Here is a 16,991-nt window from a genome sequence, read left to right on the forward strand (position 1 = left end):
ACGCCACGACGCCATGGCACGGCGCGACGAGATCGACGACATACGTCCACTTGCTCGGCCGTACCCCGAGCGCTTGCCGCTCTTGGAGGGCCGTCCGGCCGATCGGCCGAGGGATCGTTTCTCCCTGCGGAAACTCTCGCCGAGGCGGCTAACAGCGGGCTAATGGAAAGCTGCCGGTCGTAGCGGGCGCCGGTCTACGAGCACTGCGCGATCCTCGCCCGGAGGACGTTGACGTCCCGCCTCTAGGCTGGCCACCGGGAGGTGGTCGGCCATGGCGGCGGGCATACGCGAGGGTGGGCCGGGTCCCGACCAGGGGTTGTACGGTCCGGAGTCTGTTACGTGGCAGATGCATGGCGATCCGATGATGTGGATCGCCGGGGTCCGGGCGCTCTACCTTCAGGCCCTGCATCCGCTCGCGGTGAGCGGCATCATCCAGAACTCCGACTTCCGCCAGGACGCCTGGGGCCGCTTGCTGCGCACCGCCCGCTTCGTCGCGACCATCACCTACGGCACCACCGAGGCCGCCGAGCGGGCCGGGGCCCGGGTGCGGGGCATTCACCGCAGGCTCTCCGTGACCGACCCCGGCACCGGCGCCCGGCACGCCGTGAACGAGCCTGCCCTGCTGCTGTGGGTGCACTGCGCCGAGGTCGCCTCGTACCTCCATGTCGTACGCCGCTCCGGCTATCCCCTCACCGACGCCCAAGCGGACGCCTATGTGGCCGAGAACCGCGAATCCGCCCGCCTGGTCGGGCTCGACCCCGCCGAGGTGCCGGGCGATACGGCGGCACTGCGCGCGTACTTGGCTGCGGTGCGCCCCGAACTCGCGGCCACCCCCGAGGCCCGCGAGGTCGACGCCTTTCTGCGCAAGCCCCCGGTGCACGCCGTGCTCGTCCCGGCGCGCGACCTGATCTGGGGGCGCTTCGCCGCACTGGCCTACGCCTCCCTGCCCCCGTACGCCCAGGCGCTGTACGGACGCCCCGCGCCCGCCCCCGCCACCGTCACGCGACGGCTGCGGGCGACGGGCCGGGCGCTGCGCGCCATTCCGCCCACGGTGCGCTGGCAGTTGCCGCCGAAGCACATCCTGCGGGCAGTGGAGCGGCTGGGTCCGGGCACGCGTCCCTCGCCCCGCAAGCTCAACGCCGGGTAGCCGGGGCGATCACGCCGTGCTACCCAGAGGGCATGCCTCACAGTGACGCCAGCGGTGCCGGTGACGCCCGCGATGCCAGCGATTCCTATGACGTCGTCATCGTCGGCGGCGGCCACAACGCCCTGGTCGCCGCCGCCTATCTGGGCCGGGCGGGGCGCAGCGTGCGGGTGCTGGAGCGGCTCGGCCACACCGGCGGCGCGGCCGTGTCCACCCGGCCCTTCCCCGGCGTGGACGCCCGGCTCTCGCGCTACTCGTACCTGGTCAGCCTGTTGCCCCGGCGCATCGTCGACGACCTGGGGCTGCGGTTCGCGGTCCGCAAGCGGTCCGTCTCCTCGTACACCCCCACTGTCCGGGGCGGGCGGCCGACCGGGCTGCTGGTGGAGACCGGCGCCGGGGCCCGGACCCGGGAGGCGTTCGCTCGGCTGACCGGCGGGGAGCGGGAGTACGCGGCCTGGGAGCGGTTCTACGCGATGACGGGCCGGGTCGCCGAGCGGGTGTTCCCGACGCTGACCGAGCCGCTGCCGGACCGGGCCGCGCTGCGGGCCCGGATCGGGGACGACGCGGCGTGGGAGGCGCTGTTCGAACGGCCGCTGGGGGAGGCGGTCGAGGCGGCGTTCGAGGACGATTTGGTGCGGGGCGTGGTGCTCACCGACGCGCTGATCGGCACGTTCGCCTCCGCCCATGACCCCTCACTCGCGCAGAACCGCTGCTTCCTCTACCACGTGATCGGCGGTGGCACCGGCGACTGGGACGTGCCGGTGGGCGGCATGGGCGCGTTCACCGACGCGCTCTCCCACGCGGCGAGCCTGGCCGGTGCGCGGATCACGACCGGCTGCGAGGTGACCGGGATCGCCACCGACGGGACGTCGGCCGAGGTGCGGTACGCCGACCGGGACGGCGAACACGCCGTGGGCGCCCGCCACGTACTCGTCGGGGCCGCCCCGCGCGAGCTGGCGCGGCTGCTCGGCGAGGAGCCGCCCGCCCCGCCCGCCGAAGGCGCGCAGCTGAAGGTGAACATGCTGCTGCGGCGGCTGCCCGCGCTGCGCGACCCCGGGGTGGACCAGCGCGAGGCGTTCGCCGGGACGTTCCACATCGCCGAGGGCTACGGCGACTTGGAGACGGCGTACCGGCAGGCGGCCGCGGGGGAGCTGCCGCGGCGGCCCCCGTCGGAGATCTACTGCCACTCGCTCACCGACCCGTCGATCCTCGGCCCGGACCTGGCCGCCCGGGGCTACCAGACCCTGACCCTGTTCGGGCTGCACACCCCCGCCCGGCTGTTCACGGACGACCCCGACACGGCCCGGGAGACCCTGCTGAGGGACACCCTCGCCCAGCTCGACGCGCATCTCGCCGAGCCGCTCGCCGACTGTCTCGCGTACGACGCAGACGGCAGGCCGTGCGTCGAGGTGAAGAGCCCGCTGGACCTGGACCGCGAACTGCGGCTGCCGGGCGGGAACATCTTCCACCGGGAGCTGGCCTTCCCCTACGCCCAGGAGGGCACCGGCCGGTGGGGCGTGGAGACGCGCCACGCCAATGTGCTGCTGTGCGGCGCGGGCGCGGTGCGCGGCGGCGGGGTCAGCGGCATTCCCGGCCACAACGCGGCGATGGCGGTGCTGGGGAAGTGATCCCGCGCCCCGGTCTGCTGCCGCACTCCGCAACAATCTGACGTTCCGTCAGAAAAAGCCTTCCGCTCCCCGGCCCCCTGCGGCATCCTGCCCCGCATGGAGACGGAGCTGAGCACAAGGCTGGGTGTCGAGCACGCCATCTTCGGCTTCACGCCGTTCCCCGCCGTGGCTGCGGCGATCACGCGGGCGGGCGGGTTCGGCGTGCTCGGCGCGGTCCGCTACGCCGCGGGCGAGGACCTCGCCCGCGACCTCGACTGGATGCAGGAGCACACCGACGGCAAACCGTACGGCCTCGACGTCGTGATGCCCGCGAAGAAGGTCGAGGGGGTCGGCGAGGCCGAGATCGAGGCGATGATCCCGCAGGAGCACCGCGCGTTCGTCCAGGAGACCCTGGCCAAGCACGGGGTGCCCGAACTGGCCGAGGGCGAGGCGTCCGGCTGGCGCATCACCGGCTGGCTGGAACAGGTCGCCCGCAGCCAGCTCGACGTCGCCTTCGAATACCCCGTCAAGCTGCTGGCCAACGCGCTCGGCTCGCCGCCCGCCGACATCGTCGCCCGGGCGCACGACCGCGGTATCCTCGTCGCCGCGCTCGCGGGCAGCGCCCGCCACGCCCGTCATCACCAGGACGCGGGGTTGGACGTCGTCGTCGCCCAGGGCTACGAGGCGGGCGGCCACACCGGCGAGATCGCCTCCATGGTGCTCACCCCCGAGGTCGTCGAGGCCGTCGACCCGCTGCCGGTGCTCGCCGCGGGCGGCATCGGCAGCGGCGAACAGATCGCCGCCGGGCTCGCGCTCGGCGCCCAGGGGGTGTGGCTCGGCTCGATCTGGCTCACCACCGAGGAGGCCGAACTTCATTCGGCCGCGCTCACCGCCAAGCTCCTGGCCGCCGGGTCCGGTGACACCGTGCGCTCCCGCGCCCTCACCGGCAAGCCCGCCCGCCAGCTGCGCACCGCGTGGACGGACGCCTGGGACGACCCGCAGGGCCCCGGGACGCTGCCGATGCCGCTCCAGGGGCTGCTGGTCGCCGAGGCCGTATCCCGCATCCAGAAGTACGAGGTGGAACCGCTGCTCGGCAGCCCGGTCGGCCAGATCGTCGGCCGGATGAACTCCACCCGCAGCGTGCAGGCCGTCTTCGACGACCTGACCAGAGGCTTCGAGCGGGCCATCGACCGCGTCAACCGCATCGCCGGACGAGACTGAAGCGGGACCACTGAAGCGGGACCCAAGGAGGGCGACGACCGATGACTGCCACGATCAGCGACCCGAAGAACGCGATTCCGGTCGGCTTCTGGGCCCAGGCCGCGAGCGAACCCGACCGCGTCGTCCTCGTCGCCCCCGACGGCGAGGAGTGGACCGCCGCCCGGCTGCACGCCGCGTCCAACCAGCTCGTCAGAGGGCTGCGCGCCGCAGGGCTGCGGCGCGGCGACGCCTTCGCGGTCGTCCTCCCCAACGGGGTCGAGTTCTTCACCGCCGCGCTCGCCGCCACCCAGGCCGGGTTCTACCTCGTGCCCGTCAACCACCACCTGGTCGGCCCCGAGATCGCCTGGATCGTCTCCGACTCGGGCGCCAAGGTGCTGATCGCCCACGATCGCTTCGCCGCCCAGGCCGCCCTGGCCGCCGACGAGGCCGGGCTGCCCGCCGACCACCGCTACGCGGTCGGCTCCATCGAGGCCTTCCGCCCGTACGCCGAACTCCTCACGGGGCAGCCCACCGAGCCGCCCACCGGCCGCGAACTGGGCTGGGTCATGAACTACACCTCCGGTACGACGGGACGCCCGCGCGGCATCCGGCGCCCGCTGACCGGAAAGCTCCCCGAGGAGAGCCATCTCGGCGGCTTCCTGCGCTTCTTCGGCATCAGGCCGCGCGCCGAGGAGCCCGACCACGTCCACCTGGTGTGCTCACCGCTCTACCACACGGCCGTCCTGCAGTTCGCGTCCTCGTCCCTGCACATCGGCCACCCCCTGGTGCTCATGGACAAGTGGACGCCCCAGGAGATGCTGCGGCTCATCGACGCCTACCGCTGCACCCACACCCATATGGTGCCCACCCAGTTCCACCGGCTGCTCGCCCTCCCCGCCGAGTTACGGGCGTCCTACGACGTCACCTCGATGCGCCACGCCATCCACGGCGCCGCGCCCTGCCCCGACCACGTAAAACGCGCCATGATCGACTGGTGGGGCGACTGCGTCGAGGAGTACTACGCGGCGAGCGAGGGCGGCGGCGCCTTCGCCACCGCCGAGGACTGGCTGAAGAAGCCGGGAACGGTCGGCAAACCCTGGCCCATCAGCGAAATCGCCATCTTCGACGACGACGGACGGCAGCTGCCGCCGGGTGAACTCGGCACCGTCTACATGAAGATGAGCACCGGCGGCTTCAGCTACCACAAGGACGAGGGCAAGACCCGCAAGAACCGCATCGGGGACTACTTCACCGTCGGCGACCTCGGATTCCTCGACGACGACGGCTATCTCTACCTCCGCGACCGCAAGATCGACATGATCATCTCGGGCGGGGTCAACATCTACCCGGCCGAAATCGAGTCCGCGCTGCTCACCCACCCCGCCGTCGCCGACGCCGCCGCCTTCGGCATCCCGCACGACGACTGGGGCGAGGAGGTCAAGGCCGTCGTGGAACCCGCCCCGGGCAGTCCCCCCGGCCCGGAACTGGCGGCCGCCGTCCTCGACCACTGCGGGCGGCTGCTCGCGGGCTACAAGCGCCCCAAGTCCGTCGACTTCATCGCGGAGATGCCCCGCGACCCCAACGGCAAGCTCTACAAGCGGCGGCTCCGGGAGCCCTACTGGGACGGGCATGAGCGACCCGTGTGACAAGGGATGACACCAGCGGCTGCGGCCGTATCCTCTGCCCTATGCACACACTTGACAGTGTCGAGGTGGACGGGGTCGAGCTGACGTACCGGGTGTGGGGCGCCGCGGGCGCCCCGCCCGTCCTGCTGCTGCACGGCCTCGGCGAGGACGGCGTCGACTGGCTCGCCATAGCGCAGCGCCTCGCCCCGGGCCGCCGGGTGTACGCGCTGGACCTGCGCGGGCACGGAGCGAGCGACTGGCCGGGGGAGTACGCCCTGGAGCAGCTGCGGGACGAGGTCGCCGGGTTCCTCGCGGCGGTCGGCCTGGAGCGCGTCACGCTGATCGGGCACTCCTACGGCGGCGTGGTCGCCTACCTCGTCGCCCAGCGCTTCCCGCAGCTGACGGAGCGACTGGTGATCGAGGACGCCCCGCCGCTGCTGCCCCAGGACCCGCCGCTGGAGGCGGGGCCGCGCCCGACCGGGCGAATGGCTTTCGACTGGGCGGTGAAGACGCAGTTCACCGAGCAGCGCAACGCCCCCGACCCCCGCTGGACCGAGGGGCTTTCGGCCATCACCGCACCCACCCTGGTGATCGGCGGCGGCCCGGCCAGCCACATCCCGCAGGAGCTGCTGGCCGACCTGGCGGAGCGCATACCCGACTGCAGCCTGGTCACCATCGACGCGGGCCATTGCGTCCACCAGAACCGCCCGGAAGAATTCCTCGCCGCCCTGGGAGCGTTCCTGGACGCCTAGACTCTCCTCCCCGCGCCGCCGAGAGAGGGGTCCGCCCGTGCGACCGACCAATTCCGTGCGTCCTGTTCTGTCCCCGCGTCTTGTTCTGATTGCCGCCGCGGCCGCCGCCGTGCTGGCCGGGGGAGCCGGGGGAGCCGTCGCGGCGCCCGCGCCGCCGCCTGCGTCCTCGTCCGCGTCCTCGTCCGCTCCGTCGTCCCATGGCGCACTGCGGCCGCTGGCCGGGCTGGCCGCCGACCGGCTGCTGGTCGCGGATCAGGTCGCCGCCGCCAAGTGGGGCACCGACAGCCCGATCGACGACCCGGCCCGGGAGCAGGAGGTGCTGGACGCGGTCGCGGAGCAGGCCCGGGAGGTGGGCGGCGACCCGGTGGCCACGTCGAGGATCTTCCGCGACCAGATCGAGGCCAGCAAGGTCGTCCAGCGCGGCCTGTACCGGCGGTGGCAGGCCGACCCGGCCACGGCGCCCACCGAGCGCCCCGACCTCGCCAAGGTCCGGCTGGAGATCAACCGGATCAACGGCGAACTGGTGCACGCCATCGCGGACTCGGCGGACGCCCGCACCGCCCCCTCGTGCCCGGCCCGGCTGCTGGCCGGGGCCCTGGCCACGGGGCACGAGAAGCGGCTGGACGGGCTGCACGCGGTGGCGCTGACCCGCGCGCTGCCCTCCGTATGCGAGACGACGGCTCCCTAAGACTTATCCCGTATGTGTGTACGGGGGCGGCCGGTGTGCGGTCGTGTCGTTCCGGTGTGGGCCTTGGGCCGCTGGGGTGCGGGTCGGGTCTCATCCGGGGTTGCCACGGTGCAGGGTCCGGCGTTTCGCCGAGCAGAGGCCGTCCGTTGCCGGGGAAGGGTGTTCCGGCGGGGGTCGGCTGCCGCGCGGGTCCGGCCCGAGGGCGCGGACTTCGGTGCGGTTGACTCGGTCAGGGCTTCTTGCAGCCCTTGGGTGAAGAGGATCTGGGCGGTGCGGGCGCGGGTGTGGTCCAGGCGGGCGGTGGTGGGGTTGTCGGGATCGGTGAGGGTGGTGAAGGCGGCCAGGGCGGCGGAGACCAGGTCACGGTCGCCCCTCAGCCCGCAGCCGCCTTCAGCCGGGTCACAGTGATGGGTGCGGTCGCGCAGGGACTTGGGTACGCGTCGGCCGCACAGGCAGTGCTGGGACAGGGCGGTGGTGAAGGTCGAGGCACGCAGGAGCCGTCCGCTGGCGGCCGTGCACTCGGCGGCGAGTTGGGTGATCAGCCGTCCGGGGGTGGTGGCGGAGCAGGCACGGCCCCACAGGCGGAACCAGGTGCGGATGTCGCAGTCCTCGATGGTCAGGTTCGGGCCGTGGGCGGAGACCAGAGCGGCGGCGATGCGTCGCGCACGGTGGTGGGAGGCCTCGGCCGCGCTTGTGGCCGCGGCACTGTGGCGGGCCCGCAGACTCCGGTAGCCGGTGCTGACCGTGTCGCGGCGGTACGCCTGTCGGGGTTTTCCGGTCGCGGTGGTGCGCCGGGGTCCGGCTGGGACGGTGACGGCCTTCGGGGGCAGAGCTGATGCCTGTCGGCGTTCGTCGCGGGCCTTCTGCCGCCGGGAGCGCTGGTACTGCTGGGGGTTGGAGGCGCGCCGCGAACGGTCAAGAGCGCGCTGGCGCCCCCGGGCCTTCTTGCGCCCTGCGGCCAGGGTGTGCTGCTCCTGCTCGGTCAGGGTGATTCGGTCAGAGCACACGCCGCCATCATCGGGGTTGAGCGTGGCGGGCAGGGAGACGACGGCGAGGTTGGAGACGTTGCCGTCCACCCCGCCCACGCGCTGCAGGGCGACGGCCTGCTGGCGCCGGATACGGGTGGCGGTGGAGGCGTAGCCGGGGGCCAGGACCATCAGGTGGGCCTCGTAGGCCCAGCCTCCTGGGGCGGCCGGATCGCGCCGCCGCACCAGGTCGATCTTGTGCCACCGGCCCGGGTCGTCCAGGTAATGCAGCAGATAGGGCCAGCGTCCGGCGCCCTGCGCAAGTCGTACGGGCAGGACGATGTCCCCGCGTCCGGTGGGCCCTCCGGCGAAGACGAGGGTCAGGGGCCCGGTGTGGTCGCACCAGGTCGCCGCCCTGGTGCGGGGGCGGCCTGCGGCGTCGGTCGTCCCGGTGGGAATGCGGCCCGTGGGCCGGGCGGGGACGGACATGCGGCGTGGCTGGGCCAGCACCCGCGTGCCCGGCGTGAGCTGGGCGGCCTGGGCGGGGGTCGTGACCGAGAGCGGCAGTGTGTGGTGGCGGAAGGTGTCCAGGTGTCCGGTAAGGGTGCCGTGCAGGCGGAACGTCTCCCACTTGCGGTCGGTGGTGTGTGAGCGGGCCCGGCCCGGGACGCGGGTGTACTCCCACCAGGTCCCGGCCTTGGGGCGTCCGGCCCGCTGCCTGGACGCGTCCGGGTGCAGGTGCCGGGTCACACCGGCCCACACCTCGTCGGCCTGATGCATCACCAACGCCTTCGACACATGGTCGCTCAGCCACCCCGAGCGTTCCAGATGCCGGTACGCGCGCCGTTCCAGCCCGGTGCGGGACAGGCCCAGTTCGGCCCGCCATGCCTTCACGTCCCTCTCGCGCCGCACGTCACCGGCCCAGTAGGCGTCCACCACATCCCGTGCATCACGCTGCAGGGCCCGTTTGACCTGCCACATCGCCGAAAACAACTGCTCGACCCGGCGGCGGTCATCCGCATCGCCGACGACCAGCGGCAGCCGGATCACCGACACAGGCGCGTCCTTCGCCCGCCGCCACGCCTCACCCCGGTTCGGCCCCCGAAACCGCCGCCCCTCCCCAGGAGCAGGAGCAGCTGGTGATCGACCCGCCACCTCTTTCCTCCTCTCCCGGACCAGCGTCAGCGTCAGCGTCAGCGTCAGCGTCAGGCATAACGTCGTGAAGTCTGTTCGGGTTACGGTCAGTTGTTTGGAACTTCGTCTCGCCACCTGCCGTTCAGCTCAGTTGAAGGCATGGGCGGGGTTGTCCGGGCCGCAGCTGCATGCCCTGATCACCCGTTTGTGGCGGCGCCGCCCGGACGGCGGGTGCGGTCGGCCCTGGTCACTTGCCTTCGGCGACCGGGTGCTGCTGGTCGTCCTGGGCTACCGCACCAACCTCACCATGGAGCAGCTGGCCGGGCTGTTCGCCACCACAGACTCCACGGTGCACCGGGTCACCGCCGACCTCGCGCCACACCTTGCCGCCCTGCTCGGCCCGCCGCCCGCCGACCGGCGGGAGCTGTGGCTGGTGGACGGCACCCTCATTCCGGTGCACGACCAGAAGAAGACGAAGAAGTCGAAGAACTACCGGCGCAGCGTGAATGTGCAGATCGTCTGCCGGGCCCGTGACCGCCGTATCGTCGCGGTCGGCGACGCCTGGCCGGGCAACCGCAACGATGTGGTGGTCTTCCGGGAGACCGTCGGCAAGACCCTGCCCGATCATCCCCGTCTGTCCGGCGATGGTGGTTATCAAGGGATCGAGCGGATCCGCTCGCCCCGGCGCGGGCCGGACCGGAAGATCATCAAGGATCGGGCCTACCGGCGGTTCCGCAAACGCCGCGCCGTCGCCGAACACACCATCGCCCGCCTCAAAGACCACCAGGTCCTCCGCCAGTGCCGCCGCAAGGGAGAAGGGATCAACCATGCCGCCGCCGGCGTCGCCGCCCTGCACAACCTGAAACTGGAGATCAACAGCTGACCACAATCCGGCAACTGCCCACAGGAAAGCACGCCTGACCTGGCGTTACGGGATATCTCCTAGGCCGGCGGTACGGCCGCCCGGCGGCCGCGCAGCAGCCGCACGGCCATCGGGCCGACCAGGGACGCGAGCGCCAGGCACAGAATGGCCGCCGACACCGGACGGGTGAGGAAGACCGTCCAGTCGCCCTCGCTGAACGCCAGCGCACGGCGGAACTGGGTCTCCGTCATCGGGCCGAGGACCGCGCCCAGGATCAGCGGGGCCACCGGATAGCCGGTGCGGCGCATCAGGAAGCCGAGCACGCCGAAGGCCACCGCGATGGCGAGGTCGACGGCGTTCTGCGACAGCGCGTACACGCCGAGCGTGGCGAAGACGAGGATGCCCGCGGTCAGCAGCGGCCGGGGCAGCCTCAGCAGCCTCACCCACAGCGGGATCAGGGGCAGGTTGAGCACGAGCAGCATCACATTGCCGATGTAGAGGCTCGCGATCAGCGTCCACACCAGCGCGGACTGCGTCTGGAACAGCTGCGGCCCGGGCTGTACGTCGTACATCTGAAAGGCGATCAGCAGCACGCTGGCCGTCGCCGACGTGGGGATGCCGAGCGTGAGCAGCGGCATCAGCACGCCGGAGAAGGCGGCGTTGTTGGCGGCCTCGGGACCGGCCACGCCCTCGATGGCGCCCTTGCCGAACTGCTTCTTGTGCCGGGAGAGCCTGCGTTCGAGGTTGTAGCTGAGGAAGGTGGGGATCTCCGCGCCGCCCGCCGGGAGGGCGCCGATCGGCAGGCCGATGGCCGTGCCGCGCAGCCAGGGCTTCCAGGAGCGCCCCCAGTCCTCGCGGCTCATCCCGATCCGGCCGCCTACGGCAAGCATCTGCTCCTCGGGGGCGCGCCGCAGCCGGGCCGCGGTGTACAGCCCTTCGCCGATCGCGAAGAGCCCGACGGCGACGGCCACCACCTGGACGCCGTCGTACAGTTCCGGCACGCCGAAGGCGTAGCGCACCTGGCCGGTGAGGCTGTCGATGCCGACGAGTCCGATCGCCAGCCCCAGGAAGAGGCTGCACAGCCCGCGCGCCGGGGCGTCGGCCACGACGGCGGTGACGGTGGCGAACGCGAGGATCATCACGGCGAAGTACTCGGCGGGCTGGATGCTCTCGGCGACCCGGGCCATGGCCGGGCCGATGAAGGTGATCGCGACAGTGGAGATCGTCCCGGCCACGAAGGAGCCGATGGCGGCGGTGGCCAGCGCGGCGCCCGCCCGGCCGGAGCGGGCCATGGGATGGCCTTCGAGCGTGGTCGGCACCGAGGCCGTCTCGCCGGGGACGTTGAGCAGGATGGCCGTGGTCGAGCCGCCGTACATCCCGCCGTAGTAGATCCCGGCGAACAGCACCAGCGCGCCGACGGGGTCGAAGACGTAGGTGAGCGGGAGCAGCAGGGCCACGGTGGTGGCGGGGCCGAGCCCGGGCAGCACGCCGACGAGGGAGCCGAGCGTGCAGCCCGCGAAGGCCAGCAGCAGGTGCATCGGGCTGAACGCGCTCGCGAAGCCGTCCGTGAGGTGGGTGAGCACATCCATGTCAGAACGCCAATCGGATGATGCCGGGCGGCAGATGGATGCCCAGCACACGGTCGAAGAGGAAGTACACGGCCAGCGCCAGCACGAGTCCGACCAGCGCGTCACGCAGCGGCTTGGCGCTGCCCAGGACGCGGGCGACCAGGGCGAACAGCACGGCCGTGGACTGCCAGTAGCCGCAAGGGGCGAGCGCGAAGAGATAGCCGATCAGCAGCGCGAGCAGGGCGGCGACCGGACGCCAGTCGGTGAGCCGGGCCTCCTCGCGCGCCTGTTCCGCCTGCTCCCGGTCGGTGCCGCGAAAGGCCCGCACGGTGGAGAACGCGGCCGATACGCACAGCCCCACCCCGACGAGCAGCGGAAACGCCCGCGGGCCCACATCCTGGTCGGTGGCCCGCTCGGGGATGGCGAACGCCCAGCCCAGCACGATTATCCCGGCGGCGAGGAAGAGCAGCGCCGCCACGCGCGGGCCCCAGGGCGCCTCGGGGTGTGCGGCGCGTTCCGTGCTCATGAGGTCAGCCCCACGTCGTTCAGCACTTGGGTGACCCGCTTCTGCTGACGGTCGATGAGCGCGCCGAACCTGCTGCCCGGCAGCCACACCGCCTTCCAGTCGTTCTGTTTCAGGGTCCGCTTCCAGCACGAGGTGCGGCGCATCCGGTCCACCATCGTCACGATCGCCCGCCGTTCGCCGTCGTCGAGGCCGGGCGGGGCCATCACACCGCCGGTGCTCACCACGCTCGCCCCGCCGTATCCGAGGTCCTTGAGGGTGGGGGCGTCGAGCCCCTCGGGACGCTCGTCGCCGCTGATCGCGAGGGTCCGCAGCTTGCCCGCCTCGATCTGCGGACGGATCTCCGTCAGTGTCGACATGCCGACCTTGGACGCCCCGCTCAGCAGCAGGTTGAGCACTTCGCCGCCACCCCCGGTCGGCACGTAGGTGATCTTGTTGACGGGGATTCCCTCGGCCTTGGCGAGGGAGGCGACGGTGATGTGGTCGGGGCCGCCCAGCGAACCGCCCACCCAGGACATGCCCTTGGGGTTCCGCTTCATGGCCGCCAGCAGCGACGCCAGATCACGGTACGGGGACCGGGCGGGCACCACGATCACGCTGGGGCTCACGGTCAGCCCGGCGATGGGGGTGAGAGACGAGAGGCCGACCGGGGAGTCGTTCTGCACCGCGCCTCCGGCCATGGTGACCGTGTCCATGGTCATCAGCTGATACGGGTCGCCGCTGCGGCCGACCATCCGGGCGAGCCCGATGGCTCCGCCCGCGCCGGGCTTGTTGGTGACCGTGACGTCCTCATCGATGATCTTGCAGCCGGTGAGCGCGGCGCTCATGCCGCGGGCCCGGGCGTCCCAGCCGCCGCCGACGCTGCCGGGGGCCAGGATGGACAGGCCGCGGGAGGGGTAACCGGCGGCCGCGGTGGAGTCGTCGGCGGAACCGATGGTGCACGCGCTGCTCACCGTGGCCAGCAAGGTGACGGTCAAAGCGACGCGCGGACCGTTCCGGAGGAGAGGGGGCATGGAAACGCTCCGTCGCGGAGAGGTACGGGATCGGGGAGTGGGCGGAGAAGGGGGCGGAGAAGGGGACCGGCCGGGAAGCTGACCGGAGCCTGCGCCCCTCGCGGTCCGGCCACAAGACGATTGACAGCAAGGCGTCAATACCGGACCGTCGACGCATGCCCGTAGTCATCGACCTGGGCCCCGCCCCCGAGGAGCGCATCGCGCCGCGGCTCTCGCCGCTCGCCGAGCTGTGCGCCTGCCTCCACGCGCTGGACGAGCCCCGGCACCATCCGGCCAGCCGCCGCTGGGTCGGCGCCGTACTCCAGGGCGCGGACGAACGGCTGCTGGCGCGGGCCGCGCGGTGGGCGCCGCTGTGGGGCGCGTTCCGCGCCCGCTACCTGCTGCCCCTCACCCCCGGCCCGGAACGCTCCCTGGACGAGGAGCTGGCCGACCTCGGCGCGCTGCCCGAGGCGGTATTCACGGCCATGACCGAACAAGCCCTGATCGGCCAGAACAGCCACCGGCCGCAGGTCGCCGCCGGGCACGCTCCCGAGCGGTTCCTCGGGCGGCTGCGACAGATGTCGGACGGCCGCTTCGCGCTCGGAGTGCGGCTGCTCGCGGGCCCCGCCGCGTTCCGGGAGGACCTCACCGACTTCCTGTCCGCCGCCGCCGACGAGCTGTTCGAGGCGGAGTGGGCCCGGCTGCGCGGCGTGCTGGAGGCGGACGTCCGTACGCGCTTCCAGCGACACCAGCTGGACGGCGCCCGCGCGCTCGCCGACTTCCCCACCGCCCGCGTCGAGGACGATCCGCCACGGGTCGTCTTCGACAAGCTGTACAACGCCCGGGCCAGCCTGGCCGACGTCCCCTGCCTGCTGGTGCCCTCGCTGCACATCAACCCGCATGTCGCGATCAAGCACTACCCCGGATATCCGGTGGTCGTGCAGTACCCGGTGCGGGGGGACGGCGACGGGGAGCCGCCCGCCATGGACGAGGTGCTGCGCCGGGTCCGGGCGCTGGACGAGCCCCTGCGGGTGCGGGTGTGCCGCGTCCTGCTGCGGCAGTCGATGACGACGACCGAGCTGGCCAGCCACTTCGACACCACCCCGCCGCAGATGTCGCGCCATCTGCGCAAACTCCGGGAGGCCGGAATGGTGCACACCCACCGGCAGGGCGCCCGCGTCCACTACCAGCTGGACGAGGAGGCCGTCCGCACCCTCGGCGTCGACCTGCTCTCCGCGCTGCGCCGCTGACTGACGCCGTTGTCGTCATTGACGCCTGTGCGGCAATCATCTTGAGCCGCCGACTGCGTACACGTGATCGTGACGGGCACCGCCCCACGTCGGGTGCGGCGCATCGCAGGAGGACACGTGACACCGCGCATCAAGACCACCAAGGCGTTCTACCGCACCGGCGCCACCACCTTCTTCGCCTCACAGCACGACCAGCGGTTCTCCTACAGCCTGCATGTGCCCTCCGTGCACGAGACGACCACCACTCCGCTCCCGCTGCTGGTGATCCAGCACGGCACCGGCCGCACCGCGGCCGAGTACCGGAACGCGATGGCCGACTTCTCCGAGCGGCACGGCTGCGTCGTCCTCACCCCGCTGTTCCCCGCGGCCATCGGCGACCCGGACGATCTGCACAATTTCAAGTTCATCGAGTACGACGGCATCCGCTACGACCGGGAGCTGCTGGCGATCGTCGACGAGGTCGGGACGCGCTTCAGCGTCGACACCGACCGGTTCATGCTCCAGGGCTTCTCCGGCGGCGGGCAGTTCGCGCACCGCTTCCTCTACCTCCACCCGGAGCGGCTGCGCGCCGTGTCGATCGGCGCCCCGGGCCGGGTCACGCTGATCGACCCGGACCGCGAATGGTGGCTGGGTACGGCCGGGTTCGAGGAGCGCTTCGGCGCGCCGGTGCGGCTGGAGGAGATCCGCAAGGTGGCCGTCCACATGGTGGTCGGCGCCGAGGACACCGAGACCTGGGAGATCAACAACCCGGGCGACTCCAACTGGATGGACGGCGCCGACGCCCTGGGCCGGACCCGGGTCGAGCGGATCACCGCGCTGCGCGACAACTACCAGGCGCTCGGGATCGACGTCACCCTCGACATCGTGCCGGGCGTCGGACACCGGGGCATGGGCGTCCTGGACGCGGTCCGCGACTTCGCCGCCCGCGTGCTGCCCCGCACCACGCCGCCCGCGTCCTGAGAGCGCGCCCTTACGCCCCGGGGCCGTCTCCGGCCGCGACCGCGCGGGCCCAGCGGTAGTCGGCCTTGCCGCTGGGGGAGCGCTGGATGTGGTCGGTGAAGACGACGGTACGGGGGATCTTGTACCCGGCGAGCCGGGCGCGGCAGTGCTCCCGCACCGCGTCGGCGTCAAGGGCCCCGGCCCCCTCACGGGGCTGGACGACGGCCGCCACACGGTGGCCCCAGCGCTCGTCCGGGACGCCCGCCACCAGCGCGTCGTACACGTCCGGGTGGGCCTTCAGGGCCTGTTCCACCTCCTCCGGGTACACCTTCTCGCCACCGGTGTTGATGCACTGGGAGCCCCGGCCGAGGACCGTGATCACGCCGTCCTCGTCGACCGTCCCCATGTCGCCGAGGAGCACCCAGCGTTCGCCGTCCGCCTCGAAGAAGGTCTCCGCGGACTTCTTCGGATCGTTGTAGTAGCCGAGCGGCACATGGCCGCGCTGGGCGATCCGGCCAGGTTCGCCGGGCGTGACGGGCCGGTGGGTCGCCGGGTCCACGACGGTCGTACGGTCGTGGACGCTCACCCGGAAGCCCCGCTCGGGGCCGGAGTCCGCGGTGGCGGTGCCGTTGAACCCGGACTCCGAGGAGCCGAAGTTGTTGAGCAGCAGGGTGTGCGGCGCGAGCGCGGCGAACTCGGCGCGCACGGTGTCCGAGAGGATCGCCCCCGAGCTGCTGACGCTGAGCAGCGGGGAGAGGTCGACGTCCGACAGGGGCCCGGCCAGGGCGTCCACCAGGGGCCGCATCATCGCGTCGCCGACCAGCGACACCGTACTGACCTTCTCCTTCTCGACCGTTCTCAGCACCTCTTCGGGCACGAACTTCCGGTGGAGGACCACCTTCTGACCGAAGTTGAGGCCGATGAAGGCCGTGAGGGTCGAGGTGCCGTGCATCAGCGGCGCGGTGGGGAAGAAGACCAGGCCGTCGCCGGAGATCGCCACCCGCTCGGCCAGCTCCTCGGGGCGGCCGACCGGGATGCCGGTCGGCGCACCGCCGCCGAGCCCGGAGAAGAAGAGATCCTCCTGCCGCCACACCACGCCCTTGGGCATGCCGGTGGTGCCGCCGGTGTAGATGATGAAGCGGTCGTCCGCGGAGCGGGGCGCGAAGCCGCGCGCGGCGTCCCCCGACGCCTCGGCCTCGGCGAACGGGACGGCGCCGGGCGGCCCCTCCCCGGCGCCGACCTGGACGAGATGGCGCAGCGCGTCCGTGCGCGGCAGCGCCGCGGCCACCCGGTCGCCGAACTCCGCGTCGTAGACCAGGGCGGCCAGATCGGCGTCGCGGTAGAGATAGACCAACTCGTCTTCCACATAGCGGTAGTTGACGTTCACCGGCACGGCCCGGACCTTCAGACAGGCGAGGACGGTCTGCAGATACTCCACGCCGTTGCAGAGGTGGAGCCCCACATGCTCGCCCGGTGCGATCCCCGCGTCCCTGAGGTGGTGGGCGAGCCGGTTGGCGGCGGCGTCGAGCTGGGCGTAGCTCAGCCGCCGCTCGGCGCCGGTGCCCGGGTGGTCGGCGTACACCAGCGCCTCTCTGCCGGGCACGGTGTCCACGATCGACTCGAACAGGTCGGCAAGGTTGTACTTCACGGCTCCTCCTGACCTGGCATCGGGCGGGCTCGGCGCTCATGACAGCACCGCGGGGGAGAGGTGGGAAGGGCCGCGCCCAAGAAATCTGACTGAG

At 72.2% G+C, this 16,991-nt stretch carries 14 protein-coding genes; 9 read left to right on the forward strand and 5 right to left on the reverse strand.

All coding sequences use genetic code 11. The features are described from left to right. The first annotated feature begins 271 nt into the window (after positions 1–271). The 6 genes from ABZ370_RS24630 to ABZ370_RS24655 all read left to right on the forward strand — a co-directional run bounded on the left by ABZ370_RS24630 (position 272) and on the right by ABZ370_RS24655 (position 7,016). Complete coding sequence (locus tag ABZ370_RS24630; RefSeq protein WP_358624702.1) at positions 272–1,147, forward strand: oxygenase MpaB family protein; 876 nt, start codon at positions 272–274, stop codon at positions 1,145–1,147. Between the two features lie 32 nt (positions 1,148–1,179). Beyond that, complete coding sequence (locus ABZ370_RS24635; protein WP_358624705.1) at positions 1,180–2,772, forward strand: NAD(P)/FAD-dependent oxidoreductase; 1,593 nt, start codon at positions 1,180–1,182, stop codon at positions 2,770–2,772. A 96-nt stretch (positions 2,773–2,868) separates the two neighbouring features. Beyond that, positions 2,869–3,972: a nitronate monooxygenase family protein gene (locus tag ABZ370_RS24640; protein ID WP_358624708.1), complete on the forward strand. Its 1,104-nt coding sequence runs from the start codon at positions 2,869–2,871 to the stop codon at positions 3,970–3,972. 41 nt (positions 3,973–4,013) lie between these two features. Then, positions 4,014–5,597 (forward strand): acyl-CoA synthetase, encoded by a 1,584-nt coding sequence (locus tag ABZ370_RS24645; RefSeq protein WP_358624710.1) that lies wholly within the window; start codon positions 4,014–4,016, stop codon positions 5,595–5,597. A gap of 41 nt (positions 5,598–5,638) precedes the next feature. After that, positions 5,639–6,328, forward strand: coding sequence for an alpha/beta hydrolase (locus tag ABZ370_RS24650; protein WP_358624712.1), 690 nt, complete (start codon positions 5,639–5,641; stop codon positions 6,326–6,328). A 37-nt stretch (positions 6,329–6,365) separates the two neighbouring features. Beyond that, the gene (locus tag ABZ370_RS24655) at positions 6,366–7,016 is read left to right on the forward strand and encodes a chorismate mutase (protein WP_358624715.1); all 651 of its coding nucleotides are present in this window, start codon (positions 6,366–6,368) and stop codon (positions 7,014–7,016) included. Here ABZ370_RS24655 and ABZ370_RS24660 read toward each other — a convergent pair. After that, positions 7,013–9,037, reverse strand: coding sequence for a transposase (locus ABZ370_RS24660; protein WP_358624717.1), 2,025 nt, complete (start codon positions 9,035–9,037; stop codon positions 7,013–7,015). The two genes, ABZ370_RS24655 and ABZ370_RS24660, sit on opposite strands and share 4 nt — an antisense overlap. Positions 9,038–9,230: 193 nt before the next feature. Here ABZ370_RS24660 and ABZ370_RS24665 point away from each other — a divergent pair, with 193 nt between their 5' ends. Then, positions 9,231–9,998, forward strand: a complete 768-nt coding sequence (locus tag ABZ370_RS24665) for a transposase (protein ID WP_358624719.1) — start codon at positions 9,231–9,233, stop codon at positions 9,996–9,998. 59 nt (positions 9,999–10,057) lie between these two features. Here the strand turns inward: ABZ370_RS24665 and ABZ370_RS24670 are convergent, their stop codons facing one another. Genes ABZ370_RS24670 through ABZ370_RS24680 form a run of 3 tightly spaced genes read right to left on the reverse strand, consistent with a single transcriptional unit; the run spans position 10,058 to position 13,081 of the window. After that, positions 10,058–11,566 (reverse strand): tripartite tricarboxylate transporter permease, encoded by a 1,509-nt coding sequence (locus ABZ370_RS24670; RefSeq protein ID WP_358624721.1) that lies wholly within the window; start codon positions 11,564–11,566, stop codon positions 10,058–10,060. A gap of 1 nt (position 11,567) precedes the next feature. Then, positions 11,568–12,071 carry a tripartite tricarboxylate transporter TctB family protein gene (locus ABZ370_RS24675; RefSeq protein ID WP_358624723.1) on the reverse strand — a complete coding sequence of 168 codons (504 nt, stop codon included), beginning with the start codon at positions 12,069–12,071 and terminating at the stop codon, positions 11,568–11,570. Continuing rightward, on the reverse strand, positions 12,068–13,081 hold the full coding sequence (locus ABZ370_RS24680) for a tripartite tricarboxylate transporter substrate binding protein (protein ID WP_358624725.1): 1,014 nt from the start codon (positions 13,079–13,081) through the stop codon (positions 12,068–12,070). The genes ABZ370_RS24675 and ABZ370_RS24680 overlap by 4 nt, the downstream gene beginning before the upstream one ends. Before the next feature lie 155 nt (positions 13,082–13,236). Between ABZ370_RS24680 and ABZ370_RS24685 the strand changes: the two genes are divergently transcribed. Together ABZ370_RS24685 and ABZ370_RS24690 are read left to right on the forward strand one after the other, a co-directional pair. Beyond that, the gene (locus tag ABZ370_RS24685) at positions 13,237–14,310 is read left to right on the forward strand and encodes a DUF5937 family protein (protein ID WP_358624727.1); all 1,074 of its coding nucleotides are present in this window, start codon (positions 13,237–13,239) and stop codon (positions 14,308–14,310) included. Positions 14,311–14,427: 117 nt separating this feature from the next. Beyond that, positions 14,428–15,270 carry an alpha/beta hydrolase gene (locus ABZ370_RS24690; RefSeq protein ID WP_358624729.1) on the forward strand — a complete coding sequence of 281 codons (843 nt, stop codon included), beginning with the start codon at positions 14,428–14,430 and terminating at the stop codon, positions 15,268–15,270. Between the two features lie 10 nt (positions 15,271–15,280). Here ABZ370_RS24690 and ABZ370_RS24695 read toward each other — a convergent pair whose 3' ends face one another. Continuing rightward, the gene (locus ABZ370_RS24695; RefSeq protein ID WP_358624732.1) at positions 15,281–16,897 is read right to left on the reverse strand and encodes an acyl-CoA synthetase; all 1,617 of its coding nucleotides are present in this window, start codon (positions 16,895–16,897) and stop codon (positions 15,281–15,283) included. Positions 16,898–16,991 lie beyond the last annotated feature (94 nt).

This window comes from Streptomyces sp. NPDC005962 (assembly GCF_040629205.1).
Taxonomy (GTDB): Bacteria; Actinomycetota; Actinomycetes; order Streptomycetales; family Streptomycetaceae; genus Streptomyces.